The 14,250-nt window shown below is 66.9% G+C and carries 18 protein-coding genes and 1 pseudogene; 9 read left to right on the top strand and 10 right to left on the bottom strand.

Translation table 11 applies throughout. The features are described from left to right. Positions 1 to 411: 411 nt before the first annotated feature. Positions 412 to 1,059, bottom strand: a complete 648-nt coding sequence (locus J2853_RS13990) for a hypothetical protein (RefSeq protein WP_307557980.1) — start codon at positions 1,057 to 1,059, stop codon at positions 412 to 414. A 332-nt stretch (positions 1,060 to 1,391) separates the two neighbouring features. Between J2853_RS13990 and J2853_RS13985 the strand changes: the two genes are divergently transcribed. Both J2853_RS13985 and J2853_RS13980 read left to right on the top strand, forming a co-directional pair. After that, a complete protein-coding gene (locus J2853_RS13985; protein ID WP_307557978.1) occupies positions 1,392 to 1,769 on the top strand; it encodes a hypothetical protein in 378 nt (125 codons plus the stop codon). A 38-nt stretch (positions 1,770 to 1,807) separates the two neighbouring features. Beyond that, entirely contained in the window at positions 1,808 to 2,809 is a 1,002-nt protein-coding gene (locus tag J2853_RS13980; protein ID WP_307557976.1) for a carcinine hydrolase/isopenicillin-N N-acyltransferase family protein, read from the top strand. A 263-nt stretch (positions 2,810 to 3,072) separates the two neighbouring features. Here J2853_RS13980 and J2853_RS13975 read toward each other — a convergent pair whose 3' ends face one another. Together J2853_RS13975 and J2853_RS13970 are read right to left on the bottom strand one after the other, a co-directional pair. Continuing rightward, a complete protein-coding gene (locus J2853_RS13975; RefSeq protein WP_307568677.1) occupies positions 3,073 to 3,237 on the bottom strand; it encodes a TetR-like C-terminal domain-containing protein in 165 nt (54 codons plus the stop codon). Between the two features lie 129 nt (positions 3,238 to 3,366). Next, positions 3,367 to 3,945 carry a TetR/AcrR family transcriptional regulator gene (locus J2853_RS13970; RefSeq protein ID WP_307557974.1) on the bottom strand — a complete coding sequence of 193 codons (579 nt, stop codon included), beginning with the start codon at positions 3,943 to 3,945 and terminating at the stop codon, positions 3,367 to 3,369. A 90-nt stretch (positions 3,946 to 4,035) separates the two neighbouring features. On the opposite strand from J2853_RS13970, the gene J2853_RS13965 reads away from it, so the two are divergent. From J2853_RS13965 to J2853_RS13955, 3 genes are all read left to right on the top strand, one after another. Beyond that, entirely contained in the window at positions 4,036 to 4,482 is a 447-nt protein-coding gene (locus tag J2853_RS13965) for an anthrone oxygenase family protein (RefSeq protein WP_307557973.1), read from the top strand. A gap of 172 nt (positions 4,483 to 4,654) precedes the next feature. Further along, a complete protein-coding gene (locus tag J2853_RS13960) occupies positions 4,655 to 5,014 on the top strand; it encodes an antibiotic biosynthesis monooxygenase family protein (RefSeq protein WP_307557971.1) in 360 nt (119 codons plus the stop codon). Between the two features lie 140 nt (positions 5,015 to 5,154). Further along, positions 5,155 to 5,313: a VOC family protein gene (locus tag J2853_RS13955; protein WP_307557969.1), complete on the top strand. Its 159-nt coding sequence runs from the start codon at positions 5,155 to 5,157 to the stop codon at positions 5,311 to 5,313. A 68-nt stretch (positions 5,314 to 5,381) separates the two neighbouring features. On the opposite strand, the gene J2853_RS13950 is transcribed toward J2853_RS13955, so the two are convergent. Further along, positions 5,382 to 6,083: a CBS domain-containing protein gene (locus J2853_RS13950; RefSeq protein WP_307557967.1), complete on the bottom strand. Its 702-nt coding sequence runs from the start codon at positions 6,081 to 6,083 to the stop codon at positions 5,382 to 5,384. 464 nt (positions 6,084 to 6,547) lie between these two features. Between J2853_RS13950 and J2853_RS13945 the strand changes: the two genes are divergently transcribed. After that, positions 6,548 to 7,078 (top strand): hypothetical protein, encoded by a 531-nt coding sequence (locus J2853_RS13945; protein ID WP_307568675.1) that lies wholly within the window; start codon positions 6,548 to 6,550, stop codon positions 7,076 to 7,078. A gap of 74 nt (positions 7,079 to 7,152) precedes the next feature. After that, complete coding sequence (locus J2853_RS13940; RefSeq protein ID WP_307557965.1) at positions 7,153 to 8,865, top strand: sensor histidine kinase; 1,713 nt, start codon at positions 7,153 to 7,155, stop codon at positions 8,863 to 8,865. Between the two features lie 117 nt (positions 8,866 to 8,982). Here the strand turns inward: J2853_RS13940 and J2853_RS13935 are convergent, their stop codons facing one another. Next, the gene (locus J2853_RS13935) at positions 8,983 to 9,624 is read right to left on the bottom strand and encodes a response regulator (RefSeq protein ID WP_307557963.1); all 642 of its coding nucleotides are present in this window, start codon (positions 9,622 to 9,624) and stop codon (positions 8,983 to 8,985) included. A 93-nt stretch (positions 9,625 to 9,717) separates the two neighbouring features. Beyond that, positions 9,718 to 10,398 carry a CBS domain-containing protein gene (locus J2853_RS13930; protein WP_307557961.1) on the bottom strand — a complete coding sequence of 227 codons (681 nt, stop codon included), beginning with the start codon at positions 10,396 to 10,398 and terminating at the stop codon, positions 9,718 to 9,720. 583 nt (positions 10,399 to 10,981) lie between these two features. Between J2853_RS13930 and J2853_RS13925 the strand changes: the two genes are divergently transcribed. Beyond that, positions 10,982 to 11,572 carry an Rv1733c family protein gene (locus J2853_RS13925; RefSeq protein ID WP_307557959.1) on the top strand — a complete coding sequence of 197 codons (591 nt, stop codon included), beginning with the start codon at positions 10,982 to 10,984 and terminating at the stop codon, positions 11,570 to 11,572. 148 nt (positions 11,573 to 11,720) lie between these two features. On the opposite strand, the pseudogene J2853_RS13920 reads toward J2853_RS13925, so the two are convergent. The 3 genes and pseudogenes from J2853_RS13920 to J2853_RS13910 all read right to left on the bottom strand — a co-directional run. Continuing rightward, positions 11,721 to 11,858, bottom strand: a pseudogene (locus J2853_RS13920) (hypothetical protein); the annotation flags it as partial. 22 nt (positions 11,859 to 11,880) lie between these two features. Then, positions 11,881 to 12,555 carry a pyridoxamine 5'-phosphate oxidase family protein gene (locus J2853_RS13915; protein WP_307557958.1) on the bottom strand — a complete coding sequence of 225 codons (675 nt, stop codon included), beginning with the start codon at positions 12,553 to 12,555 and terminating at the stop codon, positions 11,881 to 11,883. 235 nt (positions 12,556 to 12,790) lie between these two features. Further along, positions 12,791 to 13,033, bottom strand: coding sequence for an acetate--CoA ligase family protein (locus J2853_RS13910; protein ID WP_307557956.1), 243 nt, complete (start codon positions 13,031 to 13,033; stop codon positions 12,791 to 12,793). Between the two features lie 256 nt (positions 13,034 to 13,289). Here J2853_RS13910 and J2853_RS13905 point away from each other — a divergent pair, with 256 nt between their 5' ends. Beyond that, positions 13,290 to 13,445 (top strand): hypothetical protein, encoded by a 156-nt coding sequence (locus J2853_RS13905; RefSeq protein ID WP_307557954.1) that lies wholly within the window; start codon positions 13,290 to 13,292, stop codon positions 13,443 to 13,445. 59 nt (positions 13,446 to 13,504) lie between these two features. Here the strand turns inward: J2853_RS13905 and J2853_RS13900 are convergent, their stop codons facing one another. After that, positions 13,505 to 13,939, bottom strand: coding sequence for a pyridoxamine 5'-phosphate oxidase family protein (locus tag J2853_RS13900; RefSeq protein ID WP_307557952.1), 435 nt, complete (start codon positions 13,937 to 13,939; stop codon positions 13,505 to 13,507). Between the last annotated feature and the right edge of the window lie 311 nt (positions 13,940 to 14,250).

Genomic DNA, 14,250 nt, shown 5'->3' with positions numbered 1-14,250 from the left:
GCTCGGCGTCGGCGAGGTTCTCGAGCTCGGGCAGCTGCTCGACGGCGCGTTCCCGCGCTACGTCAACGACTGAGCGGCCCGCACGCTGGGCGGGCTTCCCTCCTCGCTCATACCAACGTCATCGGTGATGCCCGCCGGCGGCCGCCACCCCTGCCGCACGCTCGGCTTTCACCGCGCGGGCCTCGGCGTCACTCGACCTCGCGCCCGGCGGGTTTTGATCTCTCACCGCAAGGGGGTTACCGCGTGATCCATCCCGTCTGCCTGGGCTCCGCTCTACCGGGCCAGGTTGCCGGTGTCGGCTCCCCCTCGCGTGTACCTACTTCCGGTAACCTTCCTCGCCCGCTGGTTGTCCTACCAGGGGTGCCGCATCTCTTAATGGCACCCCTGGTTCGTGTGAGGAGCAGCAACGGGTCAGTCATCTTCGGGATCTGGTGGTTCCGTGGCCGGTGTGATCTCTCGTGGCGTGGCGATCCCTCCGGTGAGTTGAAGCCCATGGGTGAGCGTGTAGTCGAGCTGCCTGGCCAGACGAGGGACGCTCGTCGCGGGCAGGTAGGCATCGGCGCCGGCGTTGAGCAGGCGTTGGACCGGGCCTTGGTAATTGACTCCGAGCTCGGGGTCCTCGATTTCGGTGATGATGACACGAGCTTTTGGGAACATCGCTCGGAGACTGGCGATCAGCTGCGGGCTGCCTGCCGGTGCCAGCAGCACGTCGGCCGTTGCGGGAGCCGCGCGCATGTCGAGCACGATGTAGTCCGCCCCCAGCTGGGTGGACAGCGACATCCGGGCCGCCTTTGACAGCTTCATCGCGGTGGCGACGACGGTCACGCTGTCGTAGTCGATCGGTGGTTGGTCATCGGTCTCCTCTGGCGTGTCGCGATCGACGACGGCGCCTTGAACCACGTCGATGGTGCTGGAGATCGTCGCGATCGACGCGCCGTCACGCGTGACGATCAAGTTCTCGCCGGGCTCGAGGGCGTCGATGAGCGCCACGACCTCTTCGGGAAGGCGGGTCACGTCGATTCGCTGCGTGGAGCGTGGAGCGCGTTTACGGATCACCATGCCTGGAACACATTCACGGCTGCGAGGGCACCCTGCGTCATGCGCACCTCCGGTCGTCTATCCAAAGGCCCGGCCATGGTGACATGGCTACCTGCCCCAACAGTGTCGTTCAACCAGATGATCACATGAGTTCCCTCCGGTGCTGTGATCTTGTTGGATGCCATTACACGCCCATTGGTTCCATGCCGCGCCGGAGTTTCCCTCATCGACTGTGTCTGCGCCCATCATGGGATCGGGCCCAGGGTCATGATCGGGTCCAGCTCCGATCCAGGAAACGTTCGTCCCCTACTCCGATCAGATCTGGACACGCCCGTGGTGACGGCCATGCCAGGATGATCCGCATACCTCCCACGATCGAGAACTCCGCCGGGCCCGCCGACCAGGCCGCGGCCAACGACTACGACGGCTTCGCCGAGGCGTACGCGGTCGAAACCGAGGCCGACCTCATCAACCGCGTGTACCTGCTCCCGGTGACCTTCCTCGCCCGCTGGTTGCCCTATCGGCACGAGGAGAGTCGTTCTCGGCGTTCTGGGCTGGTAACCCCTGGGGCAGGCAGACAGGATGGATCACCGGTCTCCCGCACCACCACCAAGCAAGATCGTCCGCGCCGACCTTCCCCATCCCGGAGCCTGCCCGCCCGGCGAGGGCATGCCCTCGACCCCGGGTCCGGAGGGCATGACAGGACTCCCGGAGCGTCGGGCGGCCGTTAAGTCGTGACAGGACTCCCGGAGGGCGACACAATCCGGGCATGCGAAGCCGTATTGTTGCCACGGTATTGTCGGCGCTGGCCCTTGCCGCGGCCCCGGCGTGCACGCCGGGAAGCGCCGGGATGCCGTCACCGGCGCCCGTCGCCCGCGTGGAGGTCCTCAGGCAGACCCCCGCCGAGATCACGCGTACGACGGCGAGCCTGCGCCGGGTCGACGACCTGCCGATGTACCGGATGGCCTATCACGGCGGCTACGACGCCGAGGCTCCGCTCACCGACGAGGAGCTGGCCCGCCCGGCAGACGGCTGGGCCTGCTCGCTGTTCCATCGCGAGGGCGAGTTCGGCAGGAACTTCGACTGGGACCCCAGCCCGGCGATGATCGTCCGCGCGCGTCCGCCGGGCGGTCACGCCTCGGTCTCGCTGGCCGACGTCTCGTACCTGTTCGAGGCCGGCCACGGCGCGCCGGACCTCGCGGACCCGCAGGACCGGCGGCGGCTGGCGCACGCGGTGCTGGCGCCGTTCGACGGCATGAACGACCAGGGGCTCGCCATAGGGCTCGCGGCGGCGCCGGACGCGCGGCTGCCCGCCGCGAGGCCGGGGAACGCCACCGTCGGGGGCCTGCGGATCATCCGGCTCGTCCTCGACCGCGCCGCGAGCGTGCCCGAGGCGATCGAGCTGATGCGCCGCTACGACATCGACTTCACCGGCGGCCCGCAGCTGCACTATCTGATCGCGGACAGGGCGGGCAGGTCGGCCGTGGTCGAGTACGGCGAGGGCCGGGTCAACGTCCTCGACGAGCGCTACCTCACGAACATCGCTTTGACGGGAGCTGACCGGGCCACCAAGCTGGCCGACCGCCGTTACCGCCTCCTGGCCGAGGGCGGCCGTACGGAGGCGATGGAGCTGCTCCGGAAGGTCGCCCAGCCGCACACGCGCTGGTCGGTCGTCTACGACCTGGACGCCGGCACCGGCCGTCTGGTCACCGGCCAGCGCTGGGACCGCGTCCACGAGATCGGCCTCGCCCCGGAGCCCCCGGAGTCGTGACCGCCCTCCGCGGCGTTCCCGCGATCGGCCGAGGCTGACCGCCCGCGGCGCGACTCAGCGCCCGGGTAGGTCGAGTCCCATCCGGCTCCGGTACTGGTGGAGCCACGTATTCAACTGTCGCGAGTTGTCGCTCCCGTAGGGCCGAATAGTGACGTTCCGTGTCTTCGTCGATCGAGCACGAAGACACGATGGACTTCGCCGGCCTCTCCGCCCCCGGATGAACGAGGCCGCGTGGCGCGCTCGGCCTCAGGGTCAGGTTGCGGTCATAGCAATCGGGCGACCAGGCCGTCGACGTAGTCCGGGGTGAGCGGTCCCGCTCCGAACAGGACCCGGATGTACATCGGGGCGAGGATGTGGTCGAGCACGCCGAACGTGTCGGGTGGGTGCTCGCCGCGTTCCCGAGCGCGATCGAGCATGGCCTGTAGCAGCCGGGCGCGGGGTACGGGGCCCGGCGATCTGCGGCCGCACCGTGTGGACGCGAGTGACCGGAAGCGTTGCCGCAGGCAGGCGGCGGCGGGGCCCGAGGGCCCCGGCTGCGTGCCCGCCGGGATGGTGTGTCAGACCATGGCGAGCCGGTCCACCAGCAGTTCCACCCTCGGCTCGGTGTCTTCCGGCGGCAGCCGTCCCGACCGGGTCAGGGTCGCCAGGCCGTGCAGGGACGCCCAGAACATCTCGGTGAACAGCCCCGGGGCGACGCCGTCCCCGGCGACCTCGCCGAGGCTCTCCAGCAGCGCGGCGAAGGCGTCCTTGAGAGGTTCCGGGGTTTCCTCCTGTGCGTACGCGAGGCCGCCGTCGAGCTGGAAGATGGCGTCGTAGACCGCCGGGTTGCGTTCGGCGAAGTCGAGATAGGCGCGGGCGAGGGCGTACACCCGGGCGCGCGGGCCGTCCGCGGCGGCGGTCGCGGCCCGTACCGCCGCGGCCATCTCTGTGGCGCCCTGGAGGGCGACGGCGCCGATGATCTCCCGCTTGCCGCGGAAGTGGCTGTAGAGGACGGGTTGGCTGTATTCGATGCGCTCGGCGAGCTGGCGGGTGGTGACCGCGTCCCAGCCCTGCTGCTCGGCGAGTTCACGGGCCGTCGCCACGATGAGGCGCTCGCGCTCCGCCCGTTCGCGCTGCTTGCGTTCCTGTACCGACATGGTTCGATCCTAGCACCGCTAGACAAGGGAGCGTCAGCAGTACTAGTGTTGCTCTATCAGCTAGCAGCACTAGATTTAAAGAGGGTCATCATGCTCAACGCACTCGAGGTCGTCACCATCGTGGTCGTCGGTGTGATGGTGGGGGTGGAGTTCTCCGTCGCCTTCGTCATCAACCCGATCCTCAACGCCCTCCCGGAGGACAGCGGCCAACTCGGCCGTGCCCACGGGGGCCGGATGCTCGGCGCCGTGATGCCGGTCTGGTACCTCACTTCGCTCGCTCTTGTCGCGGTCTGGGCCATCGCCGGATGGCACCACCACGGCACCGGCCTCGTCGTCACCGCCGGCGCGCTGCTGATCCTCAGTGTGGTCATGTCGCTTCTGCTGCTCGTTCCGATCAACAACCGGGGCAAGACGTGGACCCCTGACAACCGGCCTGCCGACTGGAAGGAGCAGATGAACCGCTGGGACCGCTTCCACTACGTCCGCGTCGCCGTCATCATCGCCGCCTTCGCCCTGCTGGTCGCCGCCCTCACCTGAGCCCGCGGGCTCACCCGCCCGGTCGTCAGCCGCAACCACTCGACCGTGCGCCCGAAGTGCGGCACCGCCACCTCCATCTACATCCAGGACCCGGACACCAACACCCTCGAACTCCGCTGGTATCCCCAGCACGCGGGCGCCGGCGACACCCACTGACCGATAGCGAGAGGAAGTGCCGAGAACGGCCAAGCTGCAGAGTCTCGACCCGCACACGCCGATGTTCGCGCAGTTCAAGGAGAAGACCGGGCCCATCGTCCTGGCCAACACCTTCTTCGTCCCGAAGGAGAGGACTGAATCGTTCCTGGCCCTCTTTCGGAGGCAGGCCGAGTTCGTGAAGGCTCAGCCGGGGTTCGTCTCCCTGCAGATGCACAAGGGAACGGCGGACAGTCAGCTTCTGATGAACGTCGCGGTCTGGGAGTCGACCGAGGCGCTCGCCACGGCGTTCGGCGGCCCAGAGTTCCAGCGCATGGCGGCCGAGTTCCCCGACGACGTCGTGTCGTACCCGCACATCTTCGAGCAGATCGACGTATGACACGGCGGCCGCGTCCGGGGGAGGGCAGCCGGAGAGACCCCGCCCTTCCCCGGGCAGTCACGCATCCATGCACCATGCCGGGCCGCCAAGGCCACCGAGCACCCCACCACGCGTAGCCCCGCCCCCGAACAGGAGTCACTATGACCGTGGAACTGAATCACACCATCGTCCCCGCCCGTGACCCGCAAGCCTCGGCGCAGTTCCTGGCCGAAATCCTCGGCCTGAGCGTCGATCCGCCGGTGGCGCACTTCACGCCGGTCACACTCATCATGCGCGCCTGCTCACCGGGAGATCGGTAAGGGCCGCCGCATGGGTGGTGTGGGTGACGGTGATGGCTGTCGGACTGTGATGTCGTAGACCGGTGTCTTTACCGTCCCGTCCAAGCCGGAGTGTCATCGACGTCCCACTCCAGATTGTCGATCACGTCGACGACCCCGTTCACCCGGTGGATCATTCGCGCCGCGAGTTGGGCGTCGCCGCGCCGGTGCATGCGTCCGGTCAGTGTGACGATGCCGTGCGCGACGGTGGCGGTGGCATCGTTGGGCGCGGTCCACAAGGAATGCCCGAGAATGTTCTCGCGCACCTCTTCGGTGATGTCGGCGTCGCTGCGGACGAAGACCTTCAGCAGGTCATGACGACTGACGATGCCTTGAAGAAGCCCGTCGGCATCCACCACGGGCAGTCTTTTGACTCCGTGTTCGGACATGAGGCGTACCGCGGACACGATCGAGGCGTGCGGCCGGATCGTGACCGCGGGGGCGGTCATCAGCTCGGCGGCGGTGTCGCCACGGGCCTTGGCTCGGCCGTCGCCGCCTTTCTGGCCCAGGCGGTGGCGCAACCGGGTGCGTAGCGGCGGCTGGTAGCCCTCGCGGTAGTACCGTTCCTTGAACTCCTCTTTGTGCAACAGGTCCACTTCGGAGACGATGCCGAGGACGTGCCCTTCGCCGTCCACGACGGGGAGCGCGCTCACACCATGGGCGATGAGCAGCTCGGCGACCTCCTTGAACGGGGTGTTGCCGTTGACCGACGTCACCTGCGTGGTCATGACGTTCTTGACCGTCGCGTGCATCGCTGAACCTCCCTCGCGCTGCGGGCCCACACTTCAACCAGACAGACCTGCAGGTTTGCTCTTTTGCATTGATTCAGCCGCCATCAAGGATGGGTCGGCCTGCCTGTCCCTATCGGGTCCTCGGATCTCCATCTCACCGTGACAGGGGCCGGGCCGGGCAGAGGCCACACGTCCCTGATGCTGAGGTCTTTCGACCTACGTGCACGGCAACATCTCGAACCGACCCCGCGTCTGTCCTCCAACGGCCGGAAGAGGTGGAGGAACTGATCCGATCCAGAGTCGAAAGTCCCGTAAAACAGGGCCTTCAGGGCTGGGCGCGTAAGTCGTATGGCACTGCCGGGAAACCCCGGAAAACGGTGTGCTTAAGCCAGACAAACCAGAGCCCACCAGCCCCCGGGAGCGCAACCATGACGATCACCAAAGGCCACCGCCAGAGCAGCCGCACAGATCTCACCACGCCCATCATGGACACCACGCCCGTCATGGACACCGCCCCGGCAGAGATCGCGACCCGTCCGGCCGGCTACGTCTGGGCGATCGCCCGCATCAGCCTGGGCTGGACCTTCCTGTGGGCGTTCCTGGACAAGTTCCTCGGCTGGGGGTTCGCCACTCCGGCGGATCGCGCCTGGATCGCCGGCGGCAGCCCGACCACGGGCTTTCTCAAGGGCACCGGTGAGAACGCGCTCGGCGGCTTCTTCAGCGGCCTGGCCGGGCAGGCGTGGGTCGACTGGCTGTTCATGATCGGTCTCCTCGGTGTCGGTGCCGCGCTCATCCTCGGCGCCGGCATTCGGATCGCCGCCATCACCGGAGGTCTGCTGCTGGTGCTCATGTGGGCCGCCGCGCTTCCGCTGGAGACCAACCCGTTCCTGGACGAGCACCTCGTCTACGCCGTCGTGCTGGCCGGGCTGGCGCTGACCGGCGCCGGTGACGTCCTCGGCGTCGGCGCCTGGTGGGGCCGCACCTCGCTGGTCAGGCGCCTGCCGATCCTGAAGTGAATGACATTCAAACACCTGGACGCCCACTCCTCGCCGGGGTGGGCGTCCGCACGTATGGGTGCGAAACTTGGGGTATGGCGAAGATCGAGCCCGGTGCGTTGATCCCGCAGATGCGCTTGGATGAGCTGCTGGCGGAGCTGCGGGTGCGCCTGGAGGCCGTTCTGGCCACCCGCGACCGGGTACACGCGCTGTTGAACGCGGTGGTCGCCGTGGGCAGTGATCTGGACCTGGAGACCGTGCTGCGCCGGATCGTGGAGACCGCCACCACCTTGGTCGACGCCACTTATGGCGCTCTGGGCGTAGCCGGTGAGCAGAGCACGCTGATTCAGTTCATCCCGGTGGGGTTGAGCGAGGAGGAGATCGCCAAGATCGAACACTGGCCGCACGGACTCGGACTGCTGGGTCTGCTGATCAAACAGCCGCAGTCGCTGCGACTGACCCACATCTCCGATCACCCCGAATCTTATGGTTTTCCGCCGGGCCATCCACCGATGGGCTCGTTTTTGGGGGTGCCGGTCCGGGTTCGCGACGAGGTGTTCGGCAACCTCTACCTCACCGAGAAACGCGGCGGCGGGGAGTTCGACGAAGAAGACGAGGCGATCGTCACCGCGCTGGCCACCGCGGCCGGCGTCGCCATCGAAAACGCCCGGCTGTATGAGGAGACCCGCCGCCGGGAGATGTGGTTGCAGGCCTCGGCGGAGGTCACCACCAGCCTGCTGTCGGGAGCCGATCCGCACCGGGTGCTCACCCTGATAGCACGGCGGGCACGGGAGATGGCCGGGGCCGACGTCGTGGCGGTTCTGCTACCGGATGACAGCGGGCAGATCCTGCGAACGCTGATCGCCGATGGGGAGGCCAGCGATCAGGTGGCCCATGCCGAGGCGCCGATCGCCAATTCGCTGGCGGGCCGCGCCTTCACCAGCGGTGAGCCGTTCATGGTCACCGACCCGGCCGAGGCGGAGATACCTGTTGTGATCGCCGAGTACATCTCGCTCGGGCCGGTGGCCGCCGTGCCGATCGGCGCGTCGGGGAGCGTACGCGGGGTGCTGTCGCTGGGCAAACGCTCGGGCCGTATCCCGTTCAGCCGGGCGGAGTTGCGTACCCTGCACTCCTTCGCCGGTCAGGCCGCCATCGCCCTGGAGCTGGCCGAAAGCCGGATGGACGCCGAGCGGCTGAGTTTGCTGGAAGATCGCGACCGGATCGCCAAGGATCTGCACGACGTGGTGATCCAGCGGCTGTTCGCCGTGGCCATGACGCTGATGAGCACCATGCGGCTGATCGAGCGGCCGGAAGCCTCGGCGCGGGTGCAGAACTCCATCGATGAACTGGACGGCACCATCCGGCAGATCCGCTCGACCATCTTCGCCCTGCAGTCTTCCCCCCAGGACGGTGAGGTGAGCCTGCGCGCGCAGATCGTGGCCCTGGTGGAGGGGGCACGGGGTCACCTGGGCTTCATGCCGAGCCTGATCATGGAGGGCCGGCTGGACAGCGACGTGCCGCCGCAGATCGCCGAGCACCTGCCGGCCGTGCTGCGCGAGGCACTGTCCAACGTCGTACGTCACGCCAAAGCCTCCAAGGTCGAGGTCTCGGTGGAGGCCGGCCGGGAGCGGCTCACCCTCGTCGTGGCCGACAACGGCGTCGGGCTGTCCGCCGATGGCAGGCGCAGCGGGCTGCGCAACCTCCAGGAACGAGCTGAACGGCTGGGGGGGTCCTTCAAGATCGGCTCCCCACCCGAGGGCGGCACCCGAATGGTCTGGAGTGTCCCGTTCGGCGAGGAGAGGTCGTAGAAGCGATCGGCAGGTTCCTCACCATGGTCACCGCCCAGAGTGACAGCCGGCCGGAACACGTCACAGCCGGTAGGCCTTGCGGGGCGCCGCTGCCGCGCCGCAGGAGTGAAGTTTCCTTTACCGCGGGCGACCGGCCTTCAGCTGTGCGGCCAGCGCGGCCGCCTGGGTGCGGCGCTGCATGCTGAGTTTGGACAACAGGTTGGACACGTAGTTCTTGACGGTCTTCTCGGCGAGATACATCCGTTCGCCGATCTGCCGATTGGTCAGTCCCTCACCGATCAACTCCAGGATCTGCCGTTCCTGCTCCGACAGCGCGCTCAAAGGGTCCTTACGGGCGGCCTGCTCGCGCAGCCGCGCCAGCATGGCCGTGGTGGTCTGCGGATCCAGCAGCGACTGGCCACCGGCCACCGTCCGGACCGCGCCGACCAGATCCGAGCCGTGGATCTGCTTGAGCACGTAACCGGACGCGCCCGCCATCACCGCGTTGAACAGGGCGTCGTCGTCGGCGAAGGAGGTCAGCATCAGGCAGGCCAGCTCCGGCATCTTGGAGCGGACCTCCCGGCAGACGTCCACTCCGTTGCCATCGGGCAGGCGCACGTCCAGAACCGCGACGTCCGGCCTGAGCGCCGGAATGCGGGCTACCGCCGACTCCGCGGTTCCCGCCTCGCCGATCACCTCGATGTCGCCTTCGGATTCCAGCAGCGCGGCCACGCCGCGGCGCACCACCTCATGGTCATCGACCAGGAACACGCGAATCATGTCTTGAACGCTAACGTCCTCGCGGCCCCGGAGGTAGGGACCAAGGTCCTCAGTACTCCAGCCATATAATTTGATCTTGCTGGTGGGGATCTTTCAACACCGCTCCCCGGTAGGAGTGTTGTCCCGGTCCCAGGTGAGTGCGTCGATCACGTCGACCACCCCGTTGACCTGCCGGGTCATCCACACCGCGATCTGCGCGTCCTTGCGCAGGGCCATCCGCCCGCTCAGCGTCACCACGCCGTCCTTGACCGCGACCTGGACCCGCGAGGTATCCATCCACAACGATCGCACCAGAACGTCCACGCGAACCTCGCGCTCGATGTCGCGGTCAGAGCGGATGAACACCTTCAGCAGGTCACAGCGGCTGACGACGCCCACCAGCCGGCCGTGCACATCGACCACCGGGAGCCGCTTGACACCGCTGCCTTCCATCAGGCGGCCGGCGGCCACCACCGAGTCGTCCATGGAGACGGTGATCGCGGGAGCGCTCATCAACTCCCGAGCCGCCTCGCCCTTGGCCCTGTCCACGCAGAACTCCCGGCCCGACGAGGCATGCGGCTGGTAGCTCTCGCCCAGGAACGGCTCCCTCAGCTCTTCCTTGTGCAGCAGATCGGCCTCGGAGACGACACCGACCACATGGCCGTCGTCGTCCACCACCGGCAGGGCGCTCACCGCGTGAGTGAGGAGCACCTGGACGATGTCCTTGAAACAGGTGTTCTCGCCAACGGAGATCACCCGACAGGTCATCACGTCTTTGACGGTGACATGGTGCATCTCTGCCTCCAACGTGCCCGCGGGTGATACGGGCCGGCACGGTCATCGAAACCGCCTGCGAAAGAGCGACGGTCACACCGAATGTTCAGATGATCCGTCGACGGTTCATTTCGCTGCGTGGTCGTCCGACGGTGGCGAACAAAGCCGGGCGATACGACTCACATCCGGCAATGCGCCGCGCTCTTCGGCGGCGGTTCGGTTCTTACAGGCAGCATCGATCACCCTCAGGGCATCCCCTAGAGTCCAAGTGCCCTTTCGGGTAGGGACTGTCGGCTCTAAGGGATACGGCCGCACCGATCAATGAACATCTCAATGAACGTCGCTTTGCCCAGCCTTGACGCGGCGCCGACCGATTCGGTGCCGGCCGTCCGCCTCCCGAGGAGGCCTGTAGATCAGGGCCTCCGAGCCGCTGCCGGTGTGGTGGCGTAAACCTCTGTTCGAATGTTCACCGGCCGCGGCTCGAAAGGGACCTCTTTCCGATGAGAAAAGGACTTTCGCCCTTGAACGCGGCGAGCAAAGGACCCTGGCGTGCTGAGCGCACAGACCGGACCGTGGAGGCATACCCCTGGCAGGAGGTGATTCGATGCGTTCCTTCAGCCATTGGATCATGCGCTGCCTGCGGCTTCACCGTTTTGACGGCAATCCTTTGCGCAGGCGCTCGGATCGGATCGAGACACTGGCCGTGCTGATGACCTTGGTGGTCTTTATCGCCGGACTGTGGCCGATGGTCGCACTCGGCCGGCAGACATATGCGAACGGCCTTCGGGCGGAAGTCGGCGACCCGGCTCATCAGCGGGCGGTCGCCGCCGAAGTCGTGGACAAGCCCCATGCGCCATGGCGCGCCACCGGAAGCTGGACGCGGACGGTGCGGTGGATCGCTCCGGGAGGAACTCTGAGAACAGGTCAGGTGCTACTTCCGACGAGTACGCCGGCCGGGTCCCAGATCAAGATCTGGATTGACGGAGCAGGCAGACCGGCGGCTTCCCCGCAGAACCACCAGAGAACGATCGTGGTCACCGCGTCCACGATGATCATGGCGGTGATCTGGGCTGTGATGATCCTGTCGCTCTGTCTCGCAGGCGTTCGGGTGCTGCTGAACCGGCGTCGTGACGCCGCATGGGAGAAAGAATGGATGCTTGCCGACCAGCGGTGGCGCAGGCCAAGGCAGAGCTGATCAGCTGATCACAGGAAGGATCCGGCCGATTGTGTCGGGCGGTGATTCGGAGTCCGCATTGGAGGCCGCCGCACGGGGATGTTGCGGAGAGGCCGGGGCGCAGACGTGCCGACACCCTGACATGAACGACCGCGCTCAACGTGGATCCATGTGGCTTTGAACGACTCTCCCGGCCGTCGCTGTCGCTCTGCCAGGGAAGCGTCGCACCGGCGTATCCGGCGGCGCGGGCGGCCCAGCGCGCCTCGGGCAGGCGACGCCACCGGTATTTCAGCAGCGCCCGGATGATTACGTAGCCGACTTGGCGGAGCTCACGGGCCGTGCCAGATGCGGCGGCCGGTGATCTCGGCAGGAGTGATCTTGACGTAGAGTTCGCGGTCGCCGCCGGCCCAGGGCCGGACGTTCAAGGTCATCACAGCCGCCTGTTCCTCGGCGGTGGAGACGTGGTGGACACCACCCCGGATGAGCACACTCCAGCCTTCGCTGTTGGCATCGTCGATTCGATCGACCTCGAAGGCGATTTTGAACTCGACGCCGTTCACCCCGGTACTCAGGTTTGCGTCGAACGGGCCGCCGAAGGCGGTGCGGAAGATCACGGAGCCTTCGTGAAGGACATAGTTGACCGGCAAGATCATCGGTCCGCCGAGGTCGTTGAAGGCCAACCGGCCGACTCCGCCGGGGGAGATGAGCCGCAAGCACTCCTCGGTGTCCAGTTTTTCCAGCTCAGGATGCCAGGCGGCGGTGCCTCGCCCGGGCGGCAGGTCGATGGTCTCGCCGAGTAGCTCTGCGCTGCTGGTGTCCAGAGCGTAGGCCAGGCGGTTTATGGTCTCGATGGCAGGCGCGGCCGCCCTCTGCTCCACGTAGGCGAGGTAGGCGGGGTCGATTCCGGCGCGGTTGGCCAGCTGCTCCCGGTCCAGGCCGAGGCTTTCACGTCGCCTGGCGATCCGGCGGCCGAGGTCACCGGGAGCATTGAGGCGTTCAGCCATGGGATTCTCCCAACAAAAGGTGGATGTCGTCGGCGGAGACCGGGTGCGCAGCGGTGGCCGATTCTCCTTGCCGTTGTAGCGTTCTTGAACTTCTTCTCATACGGCGGGTCTGCTTCGGGTACGACGCCGAACCTTCACCGTCGGCCTCTGAGGATGTCCTTTCATTGAGAACGCTATGGCGAGGGGAAGCGGAGGGAACAGGGCCAAAGGTCCTGTTCATTGCGGCCGGGAGACCTTATCTGTTCAGGCGCTTGACTTGGTGAGGTCCACACCCCGTGCGGGCAATCTGGGGAAGGTCGTCCACGAGTTTCGCCACGCGGACGATGTGATCCTTCAGGGCGGAGGTATCGGCCACCGGGCGGCCCCCGTATCCGAACAGGAACGGCGCGCAGTGCAGTTCCTGGATCATTTCCGTGGCGTCCTGGCCGGTCAGCGGCGGGGTGCGGAAGGCGCGGTCGGTGAGCAGTTCGGCACTCACGCTGCCCGTCGGCGGTCAGATCGACCGGGTCGGTACCGGCGGCCGCACGCAGCCGAGAGCGCGTCTGCTGCTGGATGCCGGGTGACAACTCCGGTACGGCGGGACACCGATCGATCCGGACACGCACCTCGCTGCCCGTGAACTCGCGCGTCATCGCAAGACCGAGATCGGCAAGAACCTTCAGCGTCGCCCCGTTCCCGGTGAGCACCTCGGCCATCAGCTCGCTCACACTGTGGGCCGCGGCGTCGATCGCCAGATGTTCCAGCAGGAGGGTGCCGAGGCCACGCCCGTGTACGTGGTCGTCGATCAGGACGGCCACCTCGGCGGAGGTGCGGTCCACCAGGTCGTGCAGGGCTGCGCGGTCTGTGCTTCGCAGCGGTCTGACCTGGGTGATCTCACCGTTTCGAAGTAGTGCGTCACCTTCATCAACGCTTGACATGATGCAGGCTTTTCCCGACGCTCGACGCCATGTCAGGGGTCCTTCGGCCCCACCGCCCGGCTGAAGATCACCAGCCGGGACCCGGTGACGAGTTCGGGCCGGATACGAATCAGGTGATCTGTCGTGCCGGACACCCACGGACGCAACAGCCGACGATATCGGGTGATATCCCCCTCATCATGGATCAGGCGGGCCATTCCGACGATGATCACACTCCAACCGAGATGGTCGTCCGGGTCGATCGCGTCCGCTTCGTAGGCGACCACCGCGTCATGGCCGTCGACCGCCATGGTGATGGCCGCGCCCAGGTGAGTGCGGATGATGATGTCTCCGCCGTCGATGACGTGGTTGACCGGCTGGATCGCGGGGAGCGCGTGCATGGTGAACACCACCCGCCCCATCGCCACGTCGGAGAGCAGGCGGAGGGACTCCTCCCGAGAGAGGCGCCGCAGTTCTCGCTCATTCATCGCACTCTCCGTGTTTCATAGATCCACCGTGGCATCTTCCCCCGCATGTTCCGCTAGGGACCAAAGTCCCGACGGCGACATCATTCGTCCCGATGCCGCTGAGTCGGCATTAATCGGACATTCGCGTGCGAAGGGCGGCAGCCGCCGACGCAGTCTGGATCTCACCGCGGACCCGGTGGGAAAGCCGGGTCAATCGCTCGCCGGTGCGGGCGACGGGCTGGCGGTAGGGGCCGGAAGTCCCTGCCCCATGGGCCTTTCGGCCGCTGCGGAAAACGCCGGTGACCGGTCGAATGGAAGGAGAACCCGAGGAG

Source organism: Streptosporangium lutulentum (genome assembly GCF_030811455.1).
In the GTDB taxonomy this organism is placed as follows: domain Bacteria; phylum Actinomycetota; class Actinomycetes; order Streptosporangiales; family Streptosporangiaceae; genus Streptosporangium; species Streptosporangium lutulentum.
This window is presented reverse-complemented; position numbering and strand designations above follow the sequence as displayed.

Excerpts from the sequence above, each read along its gene's own strand:
- J2853_RS13990 (WP_307557980.1), bottom strand. The coding sequence starts at position 1,059 with ATGGTGATCCGTAAACGCGCTCCACGCTCCACGCAGCGAATCGACGTG.
- J2853_RS13985 (WP_307557978.1), top strand. The coding sequence starts at position 1,392 with ATGATCCGCATACCTCCCACGATCGAGAACTCCGCCGGGCCCGCCGAC.
- J2853_RS13980 (WP_307557976.1), top strand. The coding sequence starts at position 1,808 with ATGCGAAGCCGTATTGTTGCCACGGTATTGTCGGCGCTGGCCCTTGCC.
- J2853_RS13970 (WP_307557974.1), bottom strand. The coding sequence starts at position 3,945 with ATGTCGGTACAGGAACGCAAGCAGCGCGAACGGGCGGAGCGCGAGCGC.
- J2853_RS13965 (WP_307557973.1), top strand. The coding sequence starts at position 4,036 with ATGCTCAACGCACTCGAGGTCGTCACCATCGTGGTCGTCGGTGTGATG.
- J2853_RS13955 (WP_307557969.1), top strand. The coding sequence starts at position 5,155 with ATGACCGTGGAACTGAATCACACCATCGTCCCCGCCCGTGACCCGCAA.
- J2853_RS13950 (WP_307557967.1), bottom strand. The coding sequence starts at position 6,083 with ATGCACGCGACGGTCAAGAACGTCATGACCACGCAGGTGACGTCGGTC.
- J2853_RS13945 (WP_307568675.1), top strand. The coding sequence starts at position 6,548 with ATGGACACCACGCCCGTCATGGACACCGCCCCGGCAGAGATCGCGACC.
- J2853_RS13940 (WP_307557965.1), top strand. The coding sequence starts at position 7,153 with ATGGCGAAGATCGAGCCCGGTGCGTTGATCCCGCAGATGCGCTTGGAT.
- J2853_RS13935 (WP_307557963.1), bottom strand. The coding sequence starts at position 9,624 with ATGATTCGCGTGTTCCTGGTCGATGACCATGAGGTGGTGCGCCGCGGC.
- J2853_RS13930 (WP_307557961.1), bottom strand. The coding sequence starts at position 10,398 with ATGCACCATGTCACCGTCAAAGACGTGATGACCTGTCGGGTGATCTCC.
- J2853_RS13925 (WP_307557959.1), top strand. The coding sequence starts at position 10,982 with ATGCGTTCCTTCAGCCATTGGATCATGCGCTGCCTGCGGCTTCACCGT.
- J2853_RS13915 (WP_307557958.1), bottom strand. The coding sequence starts at position 12,555 with ATGGCTGAACGCCTCAATGCTCCCGGTGACCTCGGCCGCCGGATCGCC.
- J2853_RS13905 (WP_307557954.1), top strand. The coding sequence starts at position 13,290 with ATGTTCCAGCAGGAGGGTGCCGAGGCCACGCCCGTGTACGTGGTCGTC.
- J2853_RS13900 (WP_307557952.1), bottom strand. The coding sequence starts at position 13,939 with ATGAATGAGCGAGAACTGCGGCGCCTCTCTCGGGAGGAGTCCCTCCGC.